This window comes from Lacrimispora sp. 210928-DFI.3.58 (genome assembly GCF_020554865.1).
In the GTDB taxonomy this organism is placed as follows: domain Bacteria; phylum Bacillota; class Clostridia; order Lachnospirales; family Lachnospiraceae; genus Enterocloster.
Window position 1 is genome coordinate 1 of record NZ_JAJCIC010000058.1, and the last position, 15,166, is coordinate 15,166.

Consider the following 15,166-nt stretch of genomic DNA (forward strand, 5'->3'; position numbering starts at 1 on the left):
CAGCATCTCTGCTTTTTAATTATTCAGTTGTAACACATGTATTGTAATCCTACAATTTGCCGCAGAAAAAACAGAAAATCTATCTGGCACAACCCACATAGATATGCTATACTAAATAATTATTTGTTCCTCACAAAACTTAATGAAGCGGGAGATCACAAAAGACATGAAAATCGGATTTGATAACGAAAAATATCTTACCATGCAGTCGGAGCATATCAAAGAACGTATCAGCCAGTTTGGAGACAAGCTGTATCTGGAATTTGGCGGGAAGCTGTTTGACGATTACCATGCATCCAGGGTCCTTCCAGGCTTTGCACCGGACAGTAAGCTGCGCATGCTCCTTCAGCTGGCAGACCAGGCGGAGATCGTCATTGCCATCAGCGCCTCCGATATTGAAAAAAACAAGGTCCGCCATGATCTGGGCATCACCTATGACGTGGATGTTCTCCGCCTGATACAGGAATTTCAGGACAAGGGACTCTATGTGGGAAGTGTGGTCATCACCCAGTACAGCGGACAAAGCACTGCTGACCTGTTCAAGACCAAATTAGAGCACATGGGCATCAAGGTGTACCGCCACTACTGCATTGAGGGCTATCCCAGCAATGTGCCCCTGATCGTCAGCGATGAGGGCTATGGCAAGAATGATTATATCGAGACTACCAGGCCTCTTGTGATCATCACAGCTCCCGGTCCCGGAAGCGGCAAGATGGCTACCTGCTTATCCCAGCTCTACCATGAGAACAAGCGGGGGATCAAGGCAGGCTACGCCAAATTTGAGACCTTCCCTATCTGGAACCTTCCATTAAAACATCCGGTAAACCTGGCCTACGAGGCGGCAACTGCCGACTTAAATGATGTAAACATGATCGACCCCTTCCATCTGGAGGCCTATGGAAAGACAACGGTAAACTACAACCGTGATGTGGACATTTTCCCGGTGCTCAACGCCATCTTTGAGGGCATTTACGGCGCAAGCCCCTACAAATCCCCCACAGATATGGGCGTCAATATGGCCGGCTTCTGTATTGTGGACGATGATGCCTGCCGGGAGGCCTCCAACCAGGAGATCATCCGCCGCTACTACCATGCCTTAAACCGCCTTGCAAAAGAGGAGGGCAATTCCGATGAGGTATACAAGATCAACCTTCTCATGAACCAGGCAAAGATCAAGCCGGAAATGCGCCCTGTGATCGCTCCCTGCTTAGAGCGCGCAAAGGAAAGAAAGGCTCCCGCAGCTGCCATGGAGCTTCCGGACGGCCGTATTGTGACAGGAAAGACCAGCAGCCTTTTAGGTGCCTCCGCTGCCCTTCTTCTAAACGCCATCAAGGAGCTGGGAAAGATTCCCCACGACACCCACCTGATCGCTCCTTCCGCCATTGAGCCAATACAAACCTTAAAGACCAATTACCTGGGCAGCAAAAACCCCAGGCTCCATACAGATGAGGTACTGATCGCCCTGTCTATGAGCGCCGCCACAGATGACATTGCGAAAAAGGCCCTGGCCCAGCTCCCCGTTCTCCGCGGCTGCCAGGTCCACACCTCCGTCATGCTGTCGGATGTGGATATTAAAATCTTTAAAAAACTGGGCGTAGAGCTGACCTCTGAGCCTGTGTATGAGCATAAAAAGCTGTATCACTAAATGCTCCTGTATCTATCCAAACAGCAAACAGAGCTGCACACCTCAACGGGTATGCAGCTCTGTTTGCTATTTTAAATGATGGAAAACTAGAAAAATCCAATCGCCACGCCGGCCATAGAAATGAGCACCAGAATACCCATAACCTTTAATGCAGACACTCTCTTCTTTGCCATAAGCCACCAGCAGAATAGGATCCCAAACAATGTCAGCAGCTTCGGATAAATGCCGTTGAGAACATCATTTACCACTACCTGAGCCGCTTCATTTCCTGTGGCGATCACGAGCCCTGTGTTGATGGATACATAGGATGCACCTACACCGCCCACCACAATGCCTCCCAGAAGATTGAAGGCCTCGCGCACCCTCTGAGCAGCTTCACCTACGATCATGTTCACGGATTTCGTTCCCAGCTGATAGCCCTTCATAAATAAATAGTAGCTGGCAGCAGTAACGCTTACCATAAGGGTCACAATATAGAATATGGGACCTACCACGCTGCCTCCCTGTGACAGACCAATGGCAATACTTAAGAGCAGCGGAACTAACATACCAGGCACCATGGCATCACCGATACCGGCCAGCGGTCCCATAAGTCCCAGCTTAATGCCGTTAATAACCTCATCATCGATAGCAGCTCCGTTTGCCCTTTCCTCCTCAAGGCCGCAGACCACGCCGTTGATAATGGTTCCCAGCTGAGGCTCCGTATTGTAGAAGGACGCATGGCGCTTCAGAGCCGCGATCTCCTCCTCCTTGTTTCCTCCGTACAGTTCCTTGATGACAGGGATCATGGAATCAGCAAAGCTGAAGGTCTCAAGCCACTGGAAGGACATGGAGGTTAGGTTACTTAAGAACCAGCGGAGCCAGCTTTCTCTCAATGCTTTTTTGCTTAACTTTTTCATTATAATTCCTCCTCCATGTCGTCATTTGCCTGCACTTCAACTGCAGCTGTTTTCTTAGAATATACAAAGTGGCTGTATGCGAAAAATGCTCCAAAGATCGCCAGTGAGATCATATTGATGCCCATAGCTGCCACCAGAGTAAAGCCTACCAGGAACCGGATCAGATCGATATTGATCTTTGTAACCTGCTTTAAGAGGATCGCTACTCCTACTGCCGGAAGCATTCCGCCCAGAACGGTCAGTGTCCGCATGATAAAGCTGTCAACAGGGAACATATCAATAATCTGGCTTGCAAGGCCCTGCCCCAGATAGAGGACTGCTACGGTAGGAATGACCCTATAAAGGAACTGAGTGATCTGAGGCCCTACCCAGTGATTGAAGGCCAGGCTCTTATAATCTCCTGCTTCAATCGCCCGAACAGCTCTCGCGTTCCAGAAGGAGTTTGTCATCATCATGAAGTTGTGGAAAATGGTTCCAATTGCACCTACGGCTGTGGCAATGGCTACTGCGGACTCTACGGTTGCTCCGTTCTTAACGGTCAGGATGCCAAGTCCCACGCCGATGTAGGCTGCCGCATTCAGATCCTGAGGCATCTGCCCGCCGGGCGTCACAAGGGCAATGAACACTACCTGAACTGCCACGCCCACAATGATGCCTGTCTGTACGTCTCCCAGGATCGCACCGATGAGGAAGCCTGAAACTAAGGGTCTTGACAAGGTATACCATCCGCCCGTAGTCCCGAAAAACCAAGGGCATGACAGTGAACCCAGATACGATAAAATGCCGATCAATATTGCCTGTATTACGTTAATTTCCATACTGTCCTCCTAATTATTTCATCAATTTTTCTCTTATGCTGCCCCACTCAACCTTTGTGACATCCGGCACCAGCTGAAACTCAATCTGATATCCGGCCTGATGGATCCGCTCATAAGCTTCCATATCTGCCTGCGTGATATCCGCATTGCGGTTCACAGAGACCGTTCCGCTCTTTGCACTCTGGGGCCCCACATTCAGAAGCTTTTTCTCTGGCCTGAAACGGCTGTCTGTCAGAATCTTCGCCATAGTCCCCGGTTCCTTTGTGATCAGAAAATACTTCTTTTCACTGTTCACTGCCTGTTCCATCTTTTCTAAGAACTGACTGTAGGTGTAGATCAGAGTCTTCTTCGTTGATGCAGCCTTGAGCGCTGCCTTCACCACCGGATTCGTGGCAGCTTCATCATTTACTGCAATAATCCCGTCACATGGGAACTCTGTAGACCAGCGTATAATGATCTGGCCATGTATGATCCTGTCGTCTACTCTCATAAAACTGATTGCCATAATATCCCCTCCTATAATTCTTCTTCCTCTTCTCCGCCATCCTGAAACATCCGTATACTTTCCCGCGCCTCTCCTATAAACGCTGTAAGGGCCTCCTCTGTCACAGGCTGTGACTGGAATACCAGAGTCAGCATAAGCGGAAGGTTCATTCCTGCTGTCACAAAGGCTTTGCCGGTCAGTCCCTTCTGCGCCAGCAGCTCGATGGAGGCTGTAAACGGTGAACCGCCCTGTATATCTGCCAGCACAAGTATCTGCTCTGCGCCCTTCAGCTCCTCCAGCTTCTGCGAAAGACGTTCGCGGAACTGCTCAATGCTGCATTCCTCATCCAGGCACAGATAATCCAAATGCCCCAGATCACCTGCCACCATCCTCACTGCTCTTACCATCCCTTCAGCCATGCTGCCATGGCTGACGGCCAAGATCTGTATCTCTCCCATACTTTCTCCTCTCCATTATCTCATTGCTCTTCTCACCTTTTTGGTAGTGATGAGCATTTTGTGCATTACAGTTCAATACTTTATGTACGGAGCATAAAAAATTCCTGAAGATACCGAATTGCTCCGTCCTCTCCGACGCTTTTGCATACCGCTCTCGCTTTCTCTTTTACGCAGCCTGCCGCATTTTCCATCGCCACCGGCCAGCCTACCATCTGAAACAGCTCCATATCATTCTGACCATCGCCAAAGCACATGGTCTCTGAACGCCGGAGTCCCAGATGATCCAATATTTCTCTGGCTCCTGTAGCCTTCGACACATTTTTTGAATAAGCTTCTATGGAATGCGTCTCCGGGGAATACATGCATTCCAAAGGCTTTAATATCTCCCGGCAGTTCTGCACCTGCTCCGGGTCCACATAAAGCTCCATCTTCATTACCTTATCCAGACAATCCGCTAACGGCTTCTCTATCAGAAAGCGCTCATCAAATAGATATTCTTTAAAATATGCAAGAAGACGGCTTCTTTTCCTGCTCATCCACGTGCCTCCCGGAATCTGAAGGGCATACTCCACGCCTTCCTCCTCTAGCTGCTCCGTGATGTGCCTCACAAGCTGTCCGGAAAGCATATGCGTTCCGATCTCCTCTCCATCTGCCCACACACTGGCTCCGTTGGCCAGAGCATAGCCCTGAAAGCCGGCCTCCCTAACAGATGGCGGCAGAAAGGAAACTGAACGCCCTGTTGCCACAAAAAGGTGGATGCCCTGCCCTTTTATCTTCTCCAATATCCTCCGTCCATCCCCGGAAATACCATATTTTCCATGGGCGCAGTCAAGAAGGGTACCATCCAGGTCAAAGAAAACTGCTTTTATCATCATTACTCCCCTGTTATTTTCAGCTCTGCTGTTTTCTGACATAAGCGCGGATAACGCCAATCGTTCCCTCTCCGGCAGAACGGATGCTGTACTCCTCTACTCCTGCAGGGATAATGAAAGTTTCTGCGTAGTGCACCGTAAAAGGCTCAAAGGCGCCTTTGGGACTCTCTACAATGGCCTCCTCTCCCTCCACCAGGTTCAGCATATTCACCGTATTCTCCGGACGGATCACTGCCTGATTGCGGATCCAATACCGCCTTGTCTCGATAAACTCCAGCTCATGAAGGCCTGTGTGCTCCTCCTTGTAGTCCTGATTCTCCTCAACCGTATAGACCGCATTCACCAGGTTTTCCTTCACCCACTCGGTTTTTCTGTCCCACTGGATGACCTGCCTTCCATGCTTCAGATGGACGGGCCTGGGCTTTCCGTCCAGTCCGACTCTTGCCCAGTCCCACAGCTTAAAGGTAAAAATATAGGGCGTGGCGCTGATCTCCAAAACCATGGAATTGGCTCCTGAGCAATGACAGGTTCCGGCCGGGATCAGAAAATGGTCATGCTTTTTAGCCGGAAATTTATTGATAAATTTTTCCGCGTCAAACAGGCATTCTCCCCGGTTTGCCTTCTCAAGCTCTTCAAACATCTCCTCCGGCTCTGCCTCATCTGTCAGTCCCAGATACACACAGGCATCCTCCCCCGCATCCAGAAGATAGTAGCTCTCATCCTGAGTATAGGCCATGCCAAACTGCCTGTGGATATATTCCGTGAGGGGATGCACCTGCAGAGACAGATTCTGTCCTCCCATGGTATCCAGGAAATCAAAGCGGATAGGGAATTCTGCGCCGAACCTTGCAAATACCTGCGGGCCCAGCAGCTTCTTTGGCTGATAAAGTACCAGGTCCATGGCAGGAAGCTCCAGCTTTCCGTTCCCAAAATCCAGAAGAATGGAATTTTCCTCCGGAACACCGTCAAAGCTCCAGGCAAAATTCTCCCGGTCCCTGTCAAGGCCGCAGACCTCCTTCATCCACTGTCCGCCCCATACTCCCGGGTCGAAATACGGCACTGTGCGGAAGGGACGCTCCGTCATCTGGCACAGGCCCGCTCTCACGGCCTCGCCGGATACCATAACCGGCTTCCCCCGCCTATTAGTATCCAGAAAATGATCGATTCTTTCAAAAATACGCTGTTTATATTTGTCAGCGATCCTCCACTCGATAAAGAATGCTCTCTTATATTTCCGCAGAGTATCCTCATCTGTGTTGGAGCAGTTAAAATTCGGCATCCCCTTCCGGTAACGGAGCTGTATTTCCCAGCGCGCCATATCAAGATAGACCAGGGTGTCCGCCTCTGCCACAAGGCCTGCGCCGAATCCATAGACAACCGTCAGGCCCTTTGCCTGCTTTGCCTTCTCCTTTGCCCCCTTCAAAGCCTCCTCATTTAACAGATCCTCGATTTCTCCATAATACATTCTGCCAAATACACGGTCATCCGTCAGGTGGCTGCGCAGCTGCTCTGTGAGTTCGCTTTCTCCCTTAAACACTTCTTTCATCTGTATCAGATTGTCAGGCCTTAAGGCCCTCAACGCCTCCAGAACCTCCTCATCCCAGACACCCGGATATGTATCAAAGACAATGCAGTAATCCGCTCTGCCGCTCTCCCTGTACTCCTCTCTGAGAGCCGCCATAATATCGTCGTAGCCTTTCAACGCCCTTCCTTCCCATCCCTTCACGGGAACGGAAGGGTATTTCTCATAGTTACCCATTACATTCTCTCCTTTTCTCTAGTATACTGACCACTTGCCAATCGTGCTCACCAAGCAGTCAGCACACTAGGGCTCATAATCCCTCCAAAGCTCCGGATAATCCTGAGGCCTTGCAACAAACAGGAACAGATCCTTATCCTCCTGAAACTGCCGATAAACCGGCACTCCAGGTCTTAAGCCAAAGTCCTCATAGGTCCTGGCCCTCTTGACTACCAGGCTGCCCCCCTGATAGGCAGGATTTGCCGTCCAGCCAATTCCGTCTGCTTCTGCTATGGGAAAGTATGCAATGCCGTTATGGCTTCTGACTGTCTCATAATCAAAGCCATAGTCGCGGACGCACCATGCTCCGAATGTCATATTCTTCGTCACATCGGCATTGACTGTAGCATGTACCCAGCCTGGCGGGACGATCACCACATCCCCGGCCGCCGCATGTACGGCATAGCATCTGCCAGGATCATCCGTTCCCCGCTGCTGCAGGTAGATAAATGCCTCTCCCTCCCATACCTCATATACCTCCGGGGTGGAGGCACCGCAGGATGAGCTCACTGCATGGATATGTCCCTGTGAACGGACCGGCTCCCGGCCAATGATCCCTGCTGCATAAGTAACGGCCCCGAATAACAGGTTTCTCTTTTCGATCTCTGCACGGTCCCCAGTCTCTCCAACATCCATCACGATTGCATACAAGTCCTGGGGCCCGCTGCAATTCCTGTCCGCAAGGGAGCTTCTGATGTCATCGAGCCTTCTGATCTCCGGTACCGGACCAAACACGTTACTGCCGTATACAAAGCCCAGAGGATCTTTCTTGGCTGCAATCTCAAAACCCGGATCAAACTTCATGTTTTCCTCCTTTCGAAATTGATATATTGTTATAACAAATACTTCCAGTAAAAAAAGGAAAACGCTTGCTTCCTATCTTCTGTCTTCCCTTTCTTATTGTTATAACATTATAATATTATACTTTCATTCGTTTGTCAATACCGCTTTTTATGATATTATGACTTTTTTAATTCCACGTAATAGGCATACCTGTCTGAGCGGTAATAGGACTCCGTGTATTCCAGCATTTTCCCATTCTCAACATAGGAACGGCGTATACGGCGAAGCACTGGCATGGTCTTTGTAATATCCAGCTGACTTCTGATCCAGGTATCTGGCATCATACAGTCAAAGCACTCCAGCACCCGCACAGGAACAATGTCTTTTTTCTGTAAAAGCTCATATATACTGCCGTCATACAGGCTGTCATCCAGCTCAAAGCCGCATTCCATGGCAAAATAGGATACAAACAGGACAATGGGATTCCCATCCCCATTGCGCACACGCTCTACACGGTACAGCTTGGAGCCGGGCTCAGTCCCAAATATTTCCCTCAGCTTTCGGTCTGCCTCCACCAGTTCTATATGGGCATAGGAGGTAGAGGGCACGATCCCCCTCTCCTTCATCTCATTTGTAAAACTCTTAATGGTGGATAAATACTCCTCGATCCTCTGCTGGTATATCACCACTGTTCCGATTCCCCTGGAACGTTTTACAAGTCCATCCCGCTCCAGCTCCTGTATGGCCTGTCTTGCTGTGATCCTGCTGACATTATAGGCCTTCTGCAATTCCGCCTCGCTGGGAATGATGGTATTGTATGCATATTCCTTGCTCATAATCTTCTCTCTCAGTATCTGACTGATCTGCAGATACAGCGGAGCAGCCCCTCGGCTCGTATCTAATATTTCCATATCTCATCCATTCCTTTACTACTGGGTTTGCTTATTGTTATAACAATATAATAATACGAAAATAGCCAAAAAGTCAACATCAAATAAACGTCTGGCAGCTGCTGCAAACAGATATGCATAAGGAAGCAGCCTACAGAAGCCACCCTGCAGACTGCTTTCTTATGAAACCTGATCGTTTTCTATTCAAAGTCAAGATACGCACCCTTCATAGGACTCACCGCATGCTCGCTGAACAGGCGCAGGGCTCCTCTCTTGTAGCGCAGCTCCCTGGGCTTCCAGTTCTTCCTTCTCTCTGCCAGAACGGCATCCATCTCCTCCGGAGTCTTTTTCTCGCCTTTCACGCCAACGATATTCAGCTTTCTTCCCATCACATCGATCTCGATCAGGTCACCCTCTTCCACCAGTGCAATAGGACCGCCGTCTGCGGCCTCCGGGCTGCAGTGGCCGATCACAGGACCGGTGGAAGCGCCGGAGAAGCGGCCGTCTGTGATCAGGGCGATGCTGCGGCCCAGCTCCTTGTCGCTGCTGATGGCTTCGGAGGTATAGAACATTTCCGGCATGCCGCTGCCCTTCGGTCCCTCATAGCGGATGAACACAGCGTCTCCCTTTTCCACCTTATGCTTCAGCACGGCATCCAGGCATTCCTCCTCGCTGTCAAAGGGTCTTGCCCTAAGCACGGCCTTAAACATTTCCTTTGGGCAGGCTGTATGCTTGATGACAGCGCCCTCCGGCGCCAGGTTTCCCCGCAGCACGGCAATGCTTCCGTCTGTTCCGATGGCCTTGTCATAGGGACGGATGATATCCTCCTTTGTGACAGACACACCATAGCGTTCATTAAATTCCTGAAGCCACTTGTTACAGCGCTCATAGAAGCCATTTGCCCTCAGCTCTGCCAGGTTCTCTCCCAATGTCTTTCCTGTCACTGTCATCACATCCAGATGGAGGTAATCCTTGATCTCCTCCATGATGGCCGGAACGCCGCCTGCATAGTAGAAGCACTCTGCCGGCCATCTCCCTGCGGGGCGGACATCCAGAAGGTATCTTGCATTTCTGTGAAGCCTGTCAAAGGTATCTCCTGTGATCTCAATTCCCAGCTCATGGGCAATGGCAGGTATGTGGAGCAGGCAGTTGGTGCTTCCTGAGACAGCTGCATGGACCAGGATGGCATTTTCAAAGCTCTCCATTGTCACAATATCGCTGGGGCGCATATGGTCCATATGGGCCAGCTTCACAGCCTGGCCTCCCGCCTCCCTGGCAAATGCCAGCAGGTCCGGGCTTGTAGCCGGCATCAGTGCGCTTCCCGGCAGAGCCAGTCCCAATGCCTCCGCCATGATCTGCATGGTGGAAGCGGTGCCGATAAAGGAGCAGGCTCCGCAGCTGGGGCAGGCATTATGCTTTGCCCAATTTAATTTGTCCTCATTGATCTCGCCCCTCTGGAATTTGGCGCTGTACATCCCCAGCTGCTCCAGTGTCAGCATATCCGGTCCTGCATTCATGGTGCCTCCGGGAACCACCACTGCAGGGATATCCACACGGCACAGTCCCATCAGGTTGGCGGGCATTCCCTTGTCACAGCTTGCCAGATAGACGCCTGCATCAAAGGGGGTGGCATTTGCCTGGATCTCGATCATGTTGGCGATCATCTCACGGCTTACAAGGCTGAAATTAATGCCGTCTGTCCCCTGGCTCTCACCATCGCACATATCGGTGCAGTAATACCTTGCCCCGAAGCCCCCGGCCTCCTCCACGCCCTTTCTGACCTCTTCCACTAAAATATTCAGATGCCCGCTGCCCGGATGGCTGTCGCCGTAGGTGCTCTCAATAAAGATCTGAGGCTTTGACAGATCCTCCGGCTTCCAGCCGGTTCCGATCCTTAGGGGATCCAGCTCCGGGGCAGCTTTGCGCATTTCCTGACTCCTTAAACAACTCATACTATGTACCTGTCCTTTCTGTTAAATGCTATTATTTCAACATATCTCTTCCTGATTTTATCTGACATCTTATGTTTTGTGATTAAAATATACTATTTTTATTGTTTCTCGTCAATACATCAGATGTTATTCTATTTTTTTCTCTTTTATGCACAAAAAAGAGAGGGCATTTTGATAGATAACCTCTCCTTTTGTCTATTTTTACTATTCCAGTCCCGATCTTCCTACTCCCGCTCCTCCTTCATCTGCTTCAGCAGCCTCTGGCGGTTGTAGGTCAGATGCATCATCATAGCACATTTTGCTCCCACCGGATCGCGGTCCAAGATCGCATTTGTCACCGCCCGGTGGGTCTCTATGGTCTCATTCATCAGCGTACGGTGAGTCAGATCTGCAAAGGTCATGACTGCCGTATTTATAATGGGGATCAATGTCTCTACCACCCGGTTCTTACTGCATTTGGCAATGCAGGTGTGAAACTCGATATCCTTTGGGATATGGTTCTTTCCGCTTATATACATCTCTTCCGTTTCATCACAGAGCTGTACCAGCTGCTTTCGCTCCTCCTCGCCGGCGTATTCCGCTGCCCGTGAGGCGATCTCCGGCTCCAGCATCAGGCGGACCTCCAAAAGCTCCAGGGCCAGCTTGTATTTATCCTGCAATCTGGAAAGCCCCAGTGGGTCCTCCTCCGGCAGGCTGGTGCTGACAACGTAGGTTCCTGAACCTCTCCTGACCTCTAAAATCCCCTTGGATACCAGCCCCTTTACCGCCTCCCGGATGGTGCTGCGGCCCACCCCGAACAGCTCTGCCAGCTCAAATTCATTTGGTATCTTCTGTCCTACCTCTACCGGCTCTTTCAAAATATAGTTTAACAGCTCTCCCTCGACCTGGGTTCCTAAAAGCCCTTTGTTCATCTTCTCAATTTGATACATGACTTTACTGTCCTCCCCTGCCGTAAATATTCAGACATCTGATGTCTTTTTTATTATAGTGACACAAACAGCATCTGTCAAGAAATATGCCTGAATATCTTTCCGTCATTTTCCTCTCTCCAAAAGCAGCTTTGCATAAAATTCTCCTGCGGTCCGGATCGCGGCGGGTTCTACCGAAAACAGGGGGCTGTGCAGGGACGGCCCGATCCCTGTTCCGATCTTCAGATAAAGGCTGCGTGCTCCATCCACTGCCTCCCCATACTCGCTGAAATCGTCTCCCAGCATTGCCGGCGGCAGAGAAATGATCTCCAGCTCCGTAGAGCCGCAAACCTCCCTTGCTGCTCTTCTCAGATCCCCGTCATTGATCACAGCAGCCGGGCCATGATGCCATTCTATCTCTGTCCGGACCTCTGCTATCTCTCCCTGTTTTTCTACAATGCGCCGTATGTTTTTCTCAATGATGTCACGGTCATCAGGGCTCATGCTCCTGACAGTTCCCTCTAAAAAGGCGCTGTCCGGTATAACATTCCAGGTCTCCCCTCCTGACACATGGGTCACGCTTACCACCTTCGGCTTTAAGGGATCTGTCTTTCCTGCGGCAGATGCCTGGATCTGATCCACGATGGACGCCAATACGGGGATCGGGTTATTTCCCAGATGGGGAGCCGCCCCATGACAGCCCTTTCCGGTCACAGTAACTGCAAATTGATCCACGGCAGCCATTACGCTCCCACTCTCAATGGAAATCTGGCCTGCCTTCAGGGATGGTTCTGCGTGAAAGCCGTAAAACTCCTCCACCTCATCCAGAAGGCCGGTGGCCAGAAGCAGCTTTGCTCCTCCGATCACCTCCTCTGCGGGCTGGAAGGCCAGATAGATATTTCCCCGGATGTCATTTTTACGCTGCTGAAGGAGAGAGGCAATATACAGTCCTGTCGTGATATGAAAATCATGTCCACAGGCATGCATTCTTCCCTGATTCTCAGATTTATAAGGAAGATCCGTTTTCTCCTCAATGGGCAGGGCATCAATATCGGCCCGCAGGCAGATATTCTTTCCCGGCAGACTGCCTCTGATGATCCCGATAAGGCCGGTCTTCAAGTCCGCCGGAAGGATCTCGATCCCTTCCTCCATCAAAATACTCCTGATCTTCTCCGTTGTCCGGATTTTCTCATAACCCACCTCCGGATGGCGGTGGAACCATTCAAATATTTCTATCCACTTTTTTTCTGACTTCGGCATTTTCCTGTTCCCTTCCATCCCTGTCTGCAGCCCCTGCACAGCAGCGGGTTGTTATATGTAATACTCCACAGCTCTGTTGATCCTGCGGAAGAACTGCTTCGTTCTTCCCTCCTTTGGATGCAAAAGCACATCCTGGGGCGTACCGGATTCCACTACCACGCCGCCGTCCATAAAATACACCTTGTTGGCAACGTCCCTTGCAAAGGACATTTCATGTGTCACCACCACCATAGTCGTGCCCTCCCTTGCAAGCCGCTTCATCACCTGCAAAACGTCGTCAATCAGCTCCGGATCCATGGCAGTCTAATACAAAGCCTGTCTTCAGGCGGATCCCATGAATCTCCTTTTTGTAAACCTTCCGGAGGTTCAGCTCCTTCTCGTCAAATACCAGGGTTCCCTCTGTCCGCTCTTTCCAGAAAATTCATGCATCGGAGCAGAGTCGTTTTTCCTGAGCCGCTTGGCCCCAGTATGACAACGACATCGCCTTTTGGGACTTCAATATCGACTTCTCTCAGCACCTCATTCTGGTGAGAGGACTTATGGATGTTCTTTCTTTCAAGCATATCACACCTCTGCTATTCCTGCACTATAACTTTTATCTGGTTTCCGTTCCCCGTATTTCTGCAGCTTTGTCAGGACTGTGCACATCATAAGGTAAATCACCCCACCTCGCAGTAGAGGACAAAGGGCTCGCAGGTATATCCATTTGCTTTTCTCTATTAACATATATTTTCCATCGGATTAATATGCTTATACTCCACTTTTTATCTGTTGTCAATACTTATTTTTAAAAAAATACCGGCTGCGCGGAGTCTCCTCCTGCAGCCGGTATCCCAACTTTTTTGCTGTTACTTCTTCTCAACGTCTGTGTAATACAGATGCCTTGGAAGTCCATCTGTCATGATCGGTGTCAGCTCTGCCTGGATCAGCGGGCGGATGTAGTTCACAAACTCATCTGTCACATAATCTCCTGCTTCATTGATCCACTCTCTCGGAACCTTCTTCTCTACGTTTGCAACCTTGTGCACATCGTAAATGTCGGTTACGCAGATGTAGGGATCATCGGAAACACGCTTTAAGATGATCATCTTGCCAGTCTCGCCCTCAAAGGCCTCCTTTACAGCAGCGCCGCCTACCTGGTAGGCCTCTGTGATATCCACTCTGGATACGATGTGGGAAGCACAGCGCTGGAGGGAGTTGAACTCGATGGCTCTTGTCTTGCAGCCAACCTCGCGGTTGATCTTCTCTGCCAGGAAGCGTGCTGTACCTGTCAGCTGCTTGTGGCCGAAGGCATCCACAAAGTCAATGCCGTCTGTCAGCTCACAGACATAGCGGCCGTCTGCCAGCTTCACACCCTCTGAGACAGCTACCACAACGGACTTCTTTACCTTGTGGAGGTCTGCCACCTTCTTCATGAAGGCATCCACATCAAACGGGATCTCAGGAAGGAAGATCATATCCGGGCCTTCGCAGTCCTCGCACTTTGCAAGGGCAGCTGCGCCTGTCAGCCAGCCTGCATTACGTCCCATGATCTCTAAGATCGTCACATTCTGCTGGTCATATACAAGGCCGTCCTTGATAACCTCCTTTGTGATGGAGCCAATATACTTTGCAGCGCTGCCGTAGCCAGGTGTGTGGTCTGTAGCAGCCAGGTCATTGTCAATGGTCTTCGGTACACCCATGAAACGGATCTTGCTTCCGTTTAACAGGGAGTAGTCAGACAGCTTCTTGATGGTATCCATGGAGTCATTTCCGCCGATATAGAAGAAATACTCGATCTCCAGCTTATCCAGGATAGCGAATATCTTGTCGTAGATCTCTCTGCCATCGCAGATTTCGGGCAGCTTAAAGCGGCAGGAACCCAGATATGCAGATGGGGTGCGCTTTAACAGTTCAATATCAAGATCTGTCTTGATATGGTCGGACAGGTCTACATAGCGCTCATCCAGCAACCCCTGAATGCCATGGACCATACCGTATACCTTATTCGCCCCTCTGTCCTTTGCCGTCTTGTAAACTCCGGCAAGACTTGAGTTGATAACGGCTGTTGGTCCGCCAGACTGTCCTACGATTACATTGCCTTTTACCTCTGTCATGAAAAAAATACCTCCATTGATCTTATCTCCATCCGCGTCCTTGACGGATGGGCTTCCTGCGCCTTCAGTCACTGCCCCGCTGCTTTATGTAAGCGCTTACATTGTTAACTCAATTGTAATATATGTAATGCATAAAAGCAAGCATTTTCTGGATTGTTTTTACAAAAATTATGACTATTTTTTAACAAATAGTGGCGTCATCTCTTACAGAAGATGACTCAGATTGTAGACAAACTACGTTTTCCGAGATGGGAGCTCGAGGGCAAAGCCCTCGAACTGGAATCACGCAGGTGGAATTCATTT

General features: G+C 50.2%; 15 protein-coding genes. 1 reads left to right on the forward strand and 14 read right to left on the reverse strand.

Going from position 1 to position 15,166, the window contains the following annotated elements; all coding sequences use genetic code 11:
• The first annotated feature begins 166 nt into the window (after nucleotides 1–166).
• Nucleotides 167–1,645 (forward strand): DUF1846 domain-containing protein, encoded by a 1,479-nt coding sequence (locus tag LIZ87_RS20665; RefSeq protein ID WP_227149052.1) that lies wholly within the window; start codon nucleotides 167–169, stop codon nucleotides 1,643–1,645.
• Nucleotides 1,646–1,731: 86 nt separating this feature from the next.
• Here the strand turns inward: LIZ87_RS20665 and LIZ87_RS20670 are convergent, their stop codons facing one another.
• The 14 genes from LIZ87_RS20670 to LIZ87_RS20730 all read right to left on the reverse strand — a co-directional run bounded on the left by LIZ87_RS20670 (nucleotide 1,732) and on the right by LIZ87_RS20730 (nucleotide 14,863).
• Nucleotides 1,732–2,544: a PTS system mannose/fructose/sorbose family transporter subunit IID gene (locus LIZ87_RS20670; RefSeq protein WP_178317023.1), complete on the reverse strand. Its 813-nt coding sequence runs from the start codon at nucleotides 2,542–2,544 to the stop codon at nucleotides 1,732–1,734.
• A complete protein-coding gene (locus LIZ87_RS20675; RefSeq protein ID WP_178317022.1) occupies nucleotides 2,544–3,362 on the reverse strand; it encodes a PTS mannose/fructose/sorbose/N-acetylgalactosamine transporter subunit IIC in 819 nt (272 codons plus the stop codon). The genes LIZ87_RS20670 and LIZ87_RS20675 overlap by 1 nt, the downstream gene beginning before the upstream one ends.
• A 13-nt stretch (nucleotides 3,363–3,375) precedes the next feature.
• Nucleotides 3,376–3,867 (reverse strand): PTS system mannose/fructose/N-acetylgalactosamine-transporter subunit IIB, encoded by a 492-nt coding sequence (locus tag LIZ87_RS20680; protein WP_178317021.1) that lies wholly within the window; start codon nucleotides 3,865–3,867, stop codon nucleotides 3,376–3,378.
• Nucleotides 3,868–3,878: 11 nt separating this feature from the next.
• Entirely contained in the window at nucleotides 3,879–4,304 is a 426-nt protein-coding gene (locus LIZ87_RS20685) for a PTS sugar transporter subunit IIA (protein ID WP_178317020.1), read from the reverse strand.
• Between the two features lie 80 nt (nucleotides 4,305–4,384).
• Nucleotides 4,385–5,176 carry an HAD family hydrolase gene (locus tag LIZ87_RS20690; RefSeq protein WP_178317019.1) on the reverse strand — a complete coding sequence of 264 codons (792 nt, stop codon included), beginning with the start codon at nucleotides 5,174–5,176 and terminating at the stop codon, nucleotides 4,385–4,387.
• 19 nt (nucleotides 5,177–5,195) lie between these two features.
• Nucleotides 5,196–6,935, reverse strand: coding sequence for a class I mannose-6-phosphate isomerase (locus tag LIZ87_RS20695; protein ID WP_227149053.1), 1,740 nt, complete (start codon nucleotides 6,933–6,935; stop codon nucleotides 5,196–5,198).
• A 66-nt stretch (nucleotides 6,936–7,001) separates the two neighbouring features.
• Nucleotides 7,002–7,778: a glucose-6-phosphate isomerase family protein gene (locus LIZ87_RS20700; protein ID WP_178316499.1), complete on the reverse strand. Its 777-nt coding sequence runs from the start codon at nucleotides 7,776–7,778 to the stop codon at nucleotides 7,002–7,004.
• Between the two features lie 155 nt (nucleotides 7,779–7,933).
• Nucleotides 7,934–8,668 (reverse strand): GntR family transcriptional regulator, encoded by a 735-nt coding sequence (locus LIZ87_RS20705; RefSeq protein ID WP_178317238.1) that lies wholly within the window; start codon nucleotides 8,666–8,668, stop codon nucleotides 7,934–7,936.
• A gap of 179 nt (nucleotides 8,669–8,847) precedes the next feature.
• Complete coding sequence (gene ilvD / locus LIZ87_RS20710; protein WP_227149054.1) at nucleotides 8,848–10,599, reverse strand: dihydroxy-acid dehydratase; 1,752 nt, start codon at nucleotides 10,597–10,599, stop codon at nucleotides 8,848–8,850.
• A gap of 224 nt (nucleotides 10,600–10,823) precedes the next feature.
• Nucleotides 10,824–11,519: a FadR/GntR family transcriptional regulator gene (locus tag LIZ87_RS20715; protein WP_442912287.1), complete on the reverse strand. Its 696-nt coding sequence runs from the start codon at nucleotides 11,517–11,519 to the stop codon at nucleotides 10,824–10,826.
• A 114-nt stretch (nucleotides 11,520–11,633) separates the two neighbouring features.
• Complete coding sequence (locus tag LIZ87_RS20720; protein ID WP_227149056.1) at nucleotides 11,634–12,767, reverse strand: M20 metallopeptidase family protein; 1,134 nt, start codon at nucleotides 12,765–12,767, stop codon at nucleotides 11,634–11,636.
• Nucleotides 12,768–12,818: 51 nt separating this feature from the next.
• The gene (locus LIZ87_RS22750) at nucleotides 12,819–13,064 is read right to left on the reverse strand and encodes a hypothetical protein (protein ID WP_330664722.1); all 246 of its coding nucleotides are present in this window, start codon (nucleotides 13,062–13,064) and stop codon (nucleotides 12,819–12,821) included.
• Between the two features lie 83 nt (nucleotides 13,065–13,147).
• Entirely contained in the window at nucleotides 13,148–13,330 is a 183-nt protein-coding gene (locus LIZ87_RS22755; protein ID WP_330664724.1) for an ATP-binding cassette domain-containing protein, read from the reverse strand.
• 285 nt (nucleotides 13,331–13,615) lie between these two features.
• Nucleotides 13,616–14,863 carry a 6-phosphofructokinase gene (locus tag LIZ87_RS20730; protein WP_178316147.1) on the reverse strand — a complete coding sequence of 416 codons (1,248 nt, stop codon included), beginning with the start codon at nucleotides 14,861–14,863 and terminating at the stop codon, nucleotides 13,616–13,618.
• Between the last annotated feature and the right edge of the window lie 303 nt (nucleotides 14,864–15,166).

What these genes read in the sequence shown, in the direction of transcription:
- LIZ87_RS20665 (WP_227149052.1), top strand. Translation starts at nt 167, where the DNA reads ATGAAAATCGGATTTGATAACGAAAAATATCTTACCATGCAGTCGGAG.
- LIZ87_RS20670 (WP_178317023.1), bottom strand. Translation starts at nt 2,544, where the DNA reads ATGAAAAAGTTAAGCAAAAAAGCATTGAGAGAAAGCTGGCTCCGCTGG.
- LIZ87_RS20675 (WP_178317022.1), bottom strand. Translation starts at nt 3,362, where the DNA reads ATGGAAATTAACGTAATACAGGCAATATTGATCGGCATTTTATCGTAT.
- LIZ87_RS20680 (WP_178317021.1), bottom strand. Translation starts at nt 3,867, where the DNA reads ATGGCAATCAGTTTTATGAGAGTAGACGACAGGATCATACATGGCCAG.
- LIZ87_RS20685 (WP_178317020.1), bottom strand. Translation starts at nt 4,304, where the DNA reads ATGGGAGAGATACAGATCTTGGCCGTCAGCCATGGCAGCATGGCTGAA.
- LIZ87_RS20690 (WP_178317019.1), bottom strand. Translation starts at nt 5,176, where the DNA reads ATGATAAAAGCAGTTTTCTTTGACCTGGATGGTACCCTTCTTGACTGC.
- LIZ87_RS20695 (WP_227149053.1), bottom strand. Translation starts at nt 6,935, where the DNA reads ATGGGTAACTATGAGAAATACCCTTCCGTTCCCGTGAAGGGATGGGAA.
- LIZ87_RS20700 (WP_178316499.1), bottom strand. Translation starts at nt 7,778, where the DNA reads ATGAAGTTTGATCCGGGTTTTGAGATTGCAGCCAAGAAAGATCCTCTG.
- LIZ87_RS20705 (WP_178317238.1), bottom strand. Translation starts at nt 8,668, where the DNA reads ATGGAAATATTAGATACGAGCCGAGGGGCTGCTCCGCTGTATCTGCAG.
- ilvD (WP_227149054.1), bottom strand. Translation starts at nt 10,599, where the DNA reads ATGAGTTGTTTAAGGAGTCAGGAAATGCGCAAAGCTGCCCCGGAGCTG.
- LIZ87_RS20720 (WP_227149056.1), bottom strand. Translation starts at nt 12,767, where the DNA reads ATGCCGAAGTCAGAAAAAAAGTGGATAGAAATATTTGAATGGTTCCAC.
- LIZ87_RS22750 (WP_330664722.1), bottom strand. Translation starts at nt 13,064, where the DNA reads ATGGATCCGGAGCTGATTGACGACGTTTTGCAGGTGATGAAGCGGCTT.
- LIZ87_RS22755 (WP_330664724.1), bottom strand. Translation starts at nt 13,330, where the DNA reads ATGCTTGAAAGAAAGAACATCCATAAGTCCTCTCACCAGAATGAGGTG.
- LIZ87_RS20730 (WP_178316147.1), bottom strand. Translation starts at nt 14,863, where the DNA reads ATGACAGAGGTAAAAGGCAATGTAATCGTAGGACAGTCTGGCGGACCA.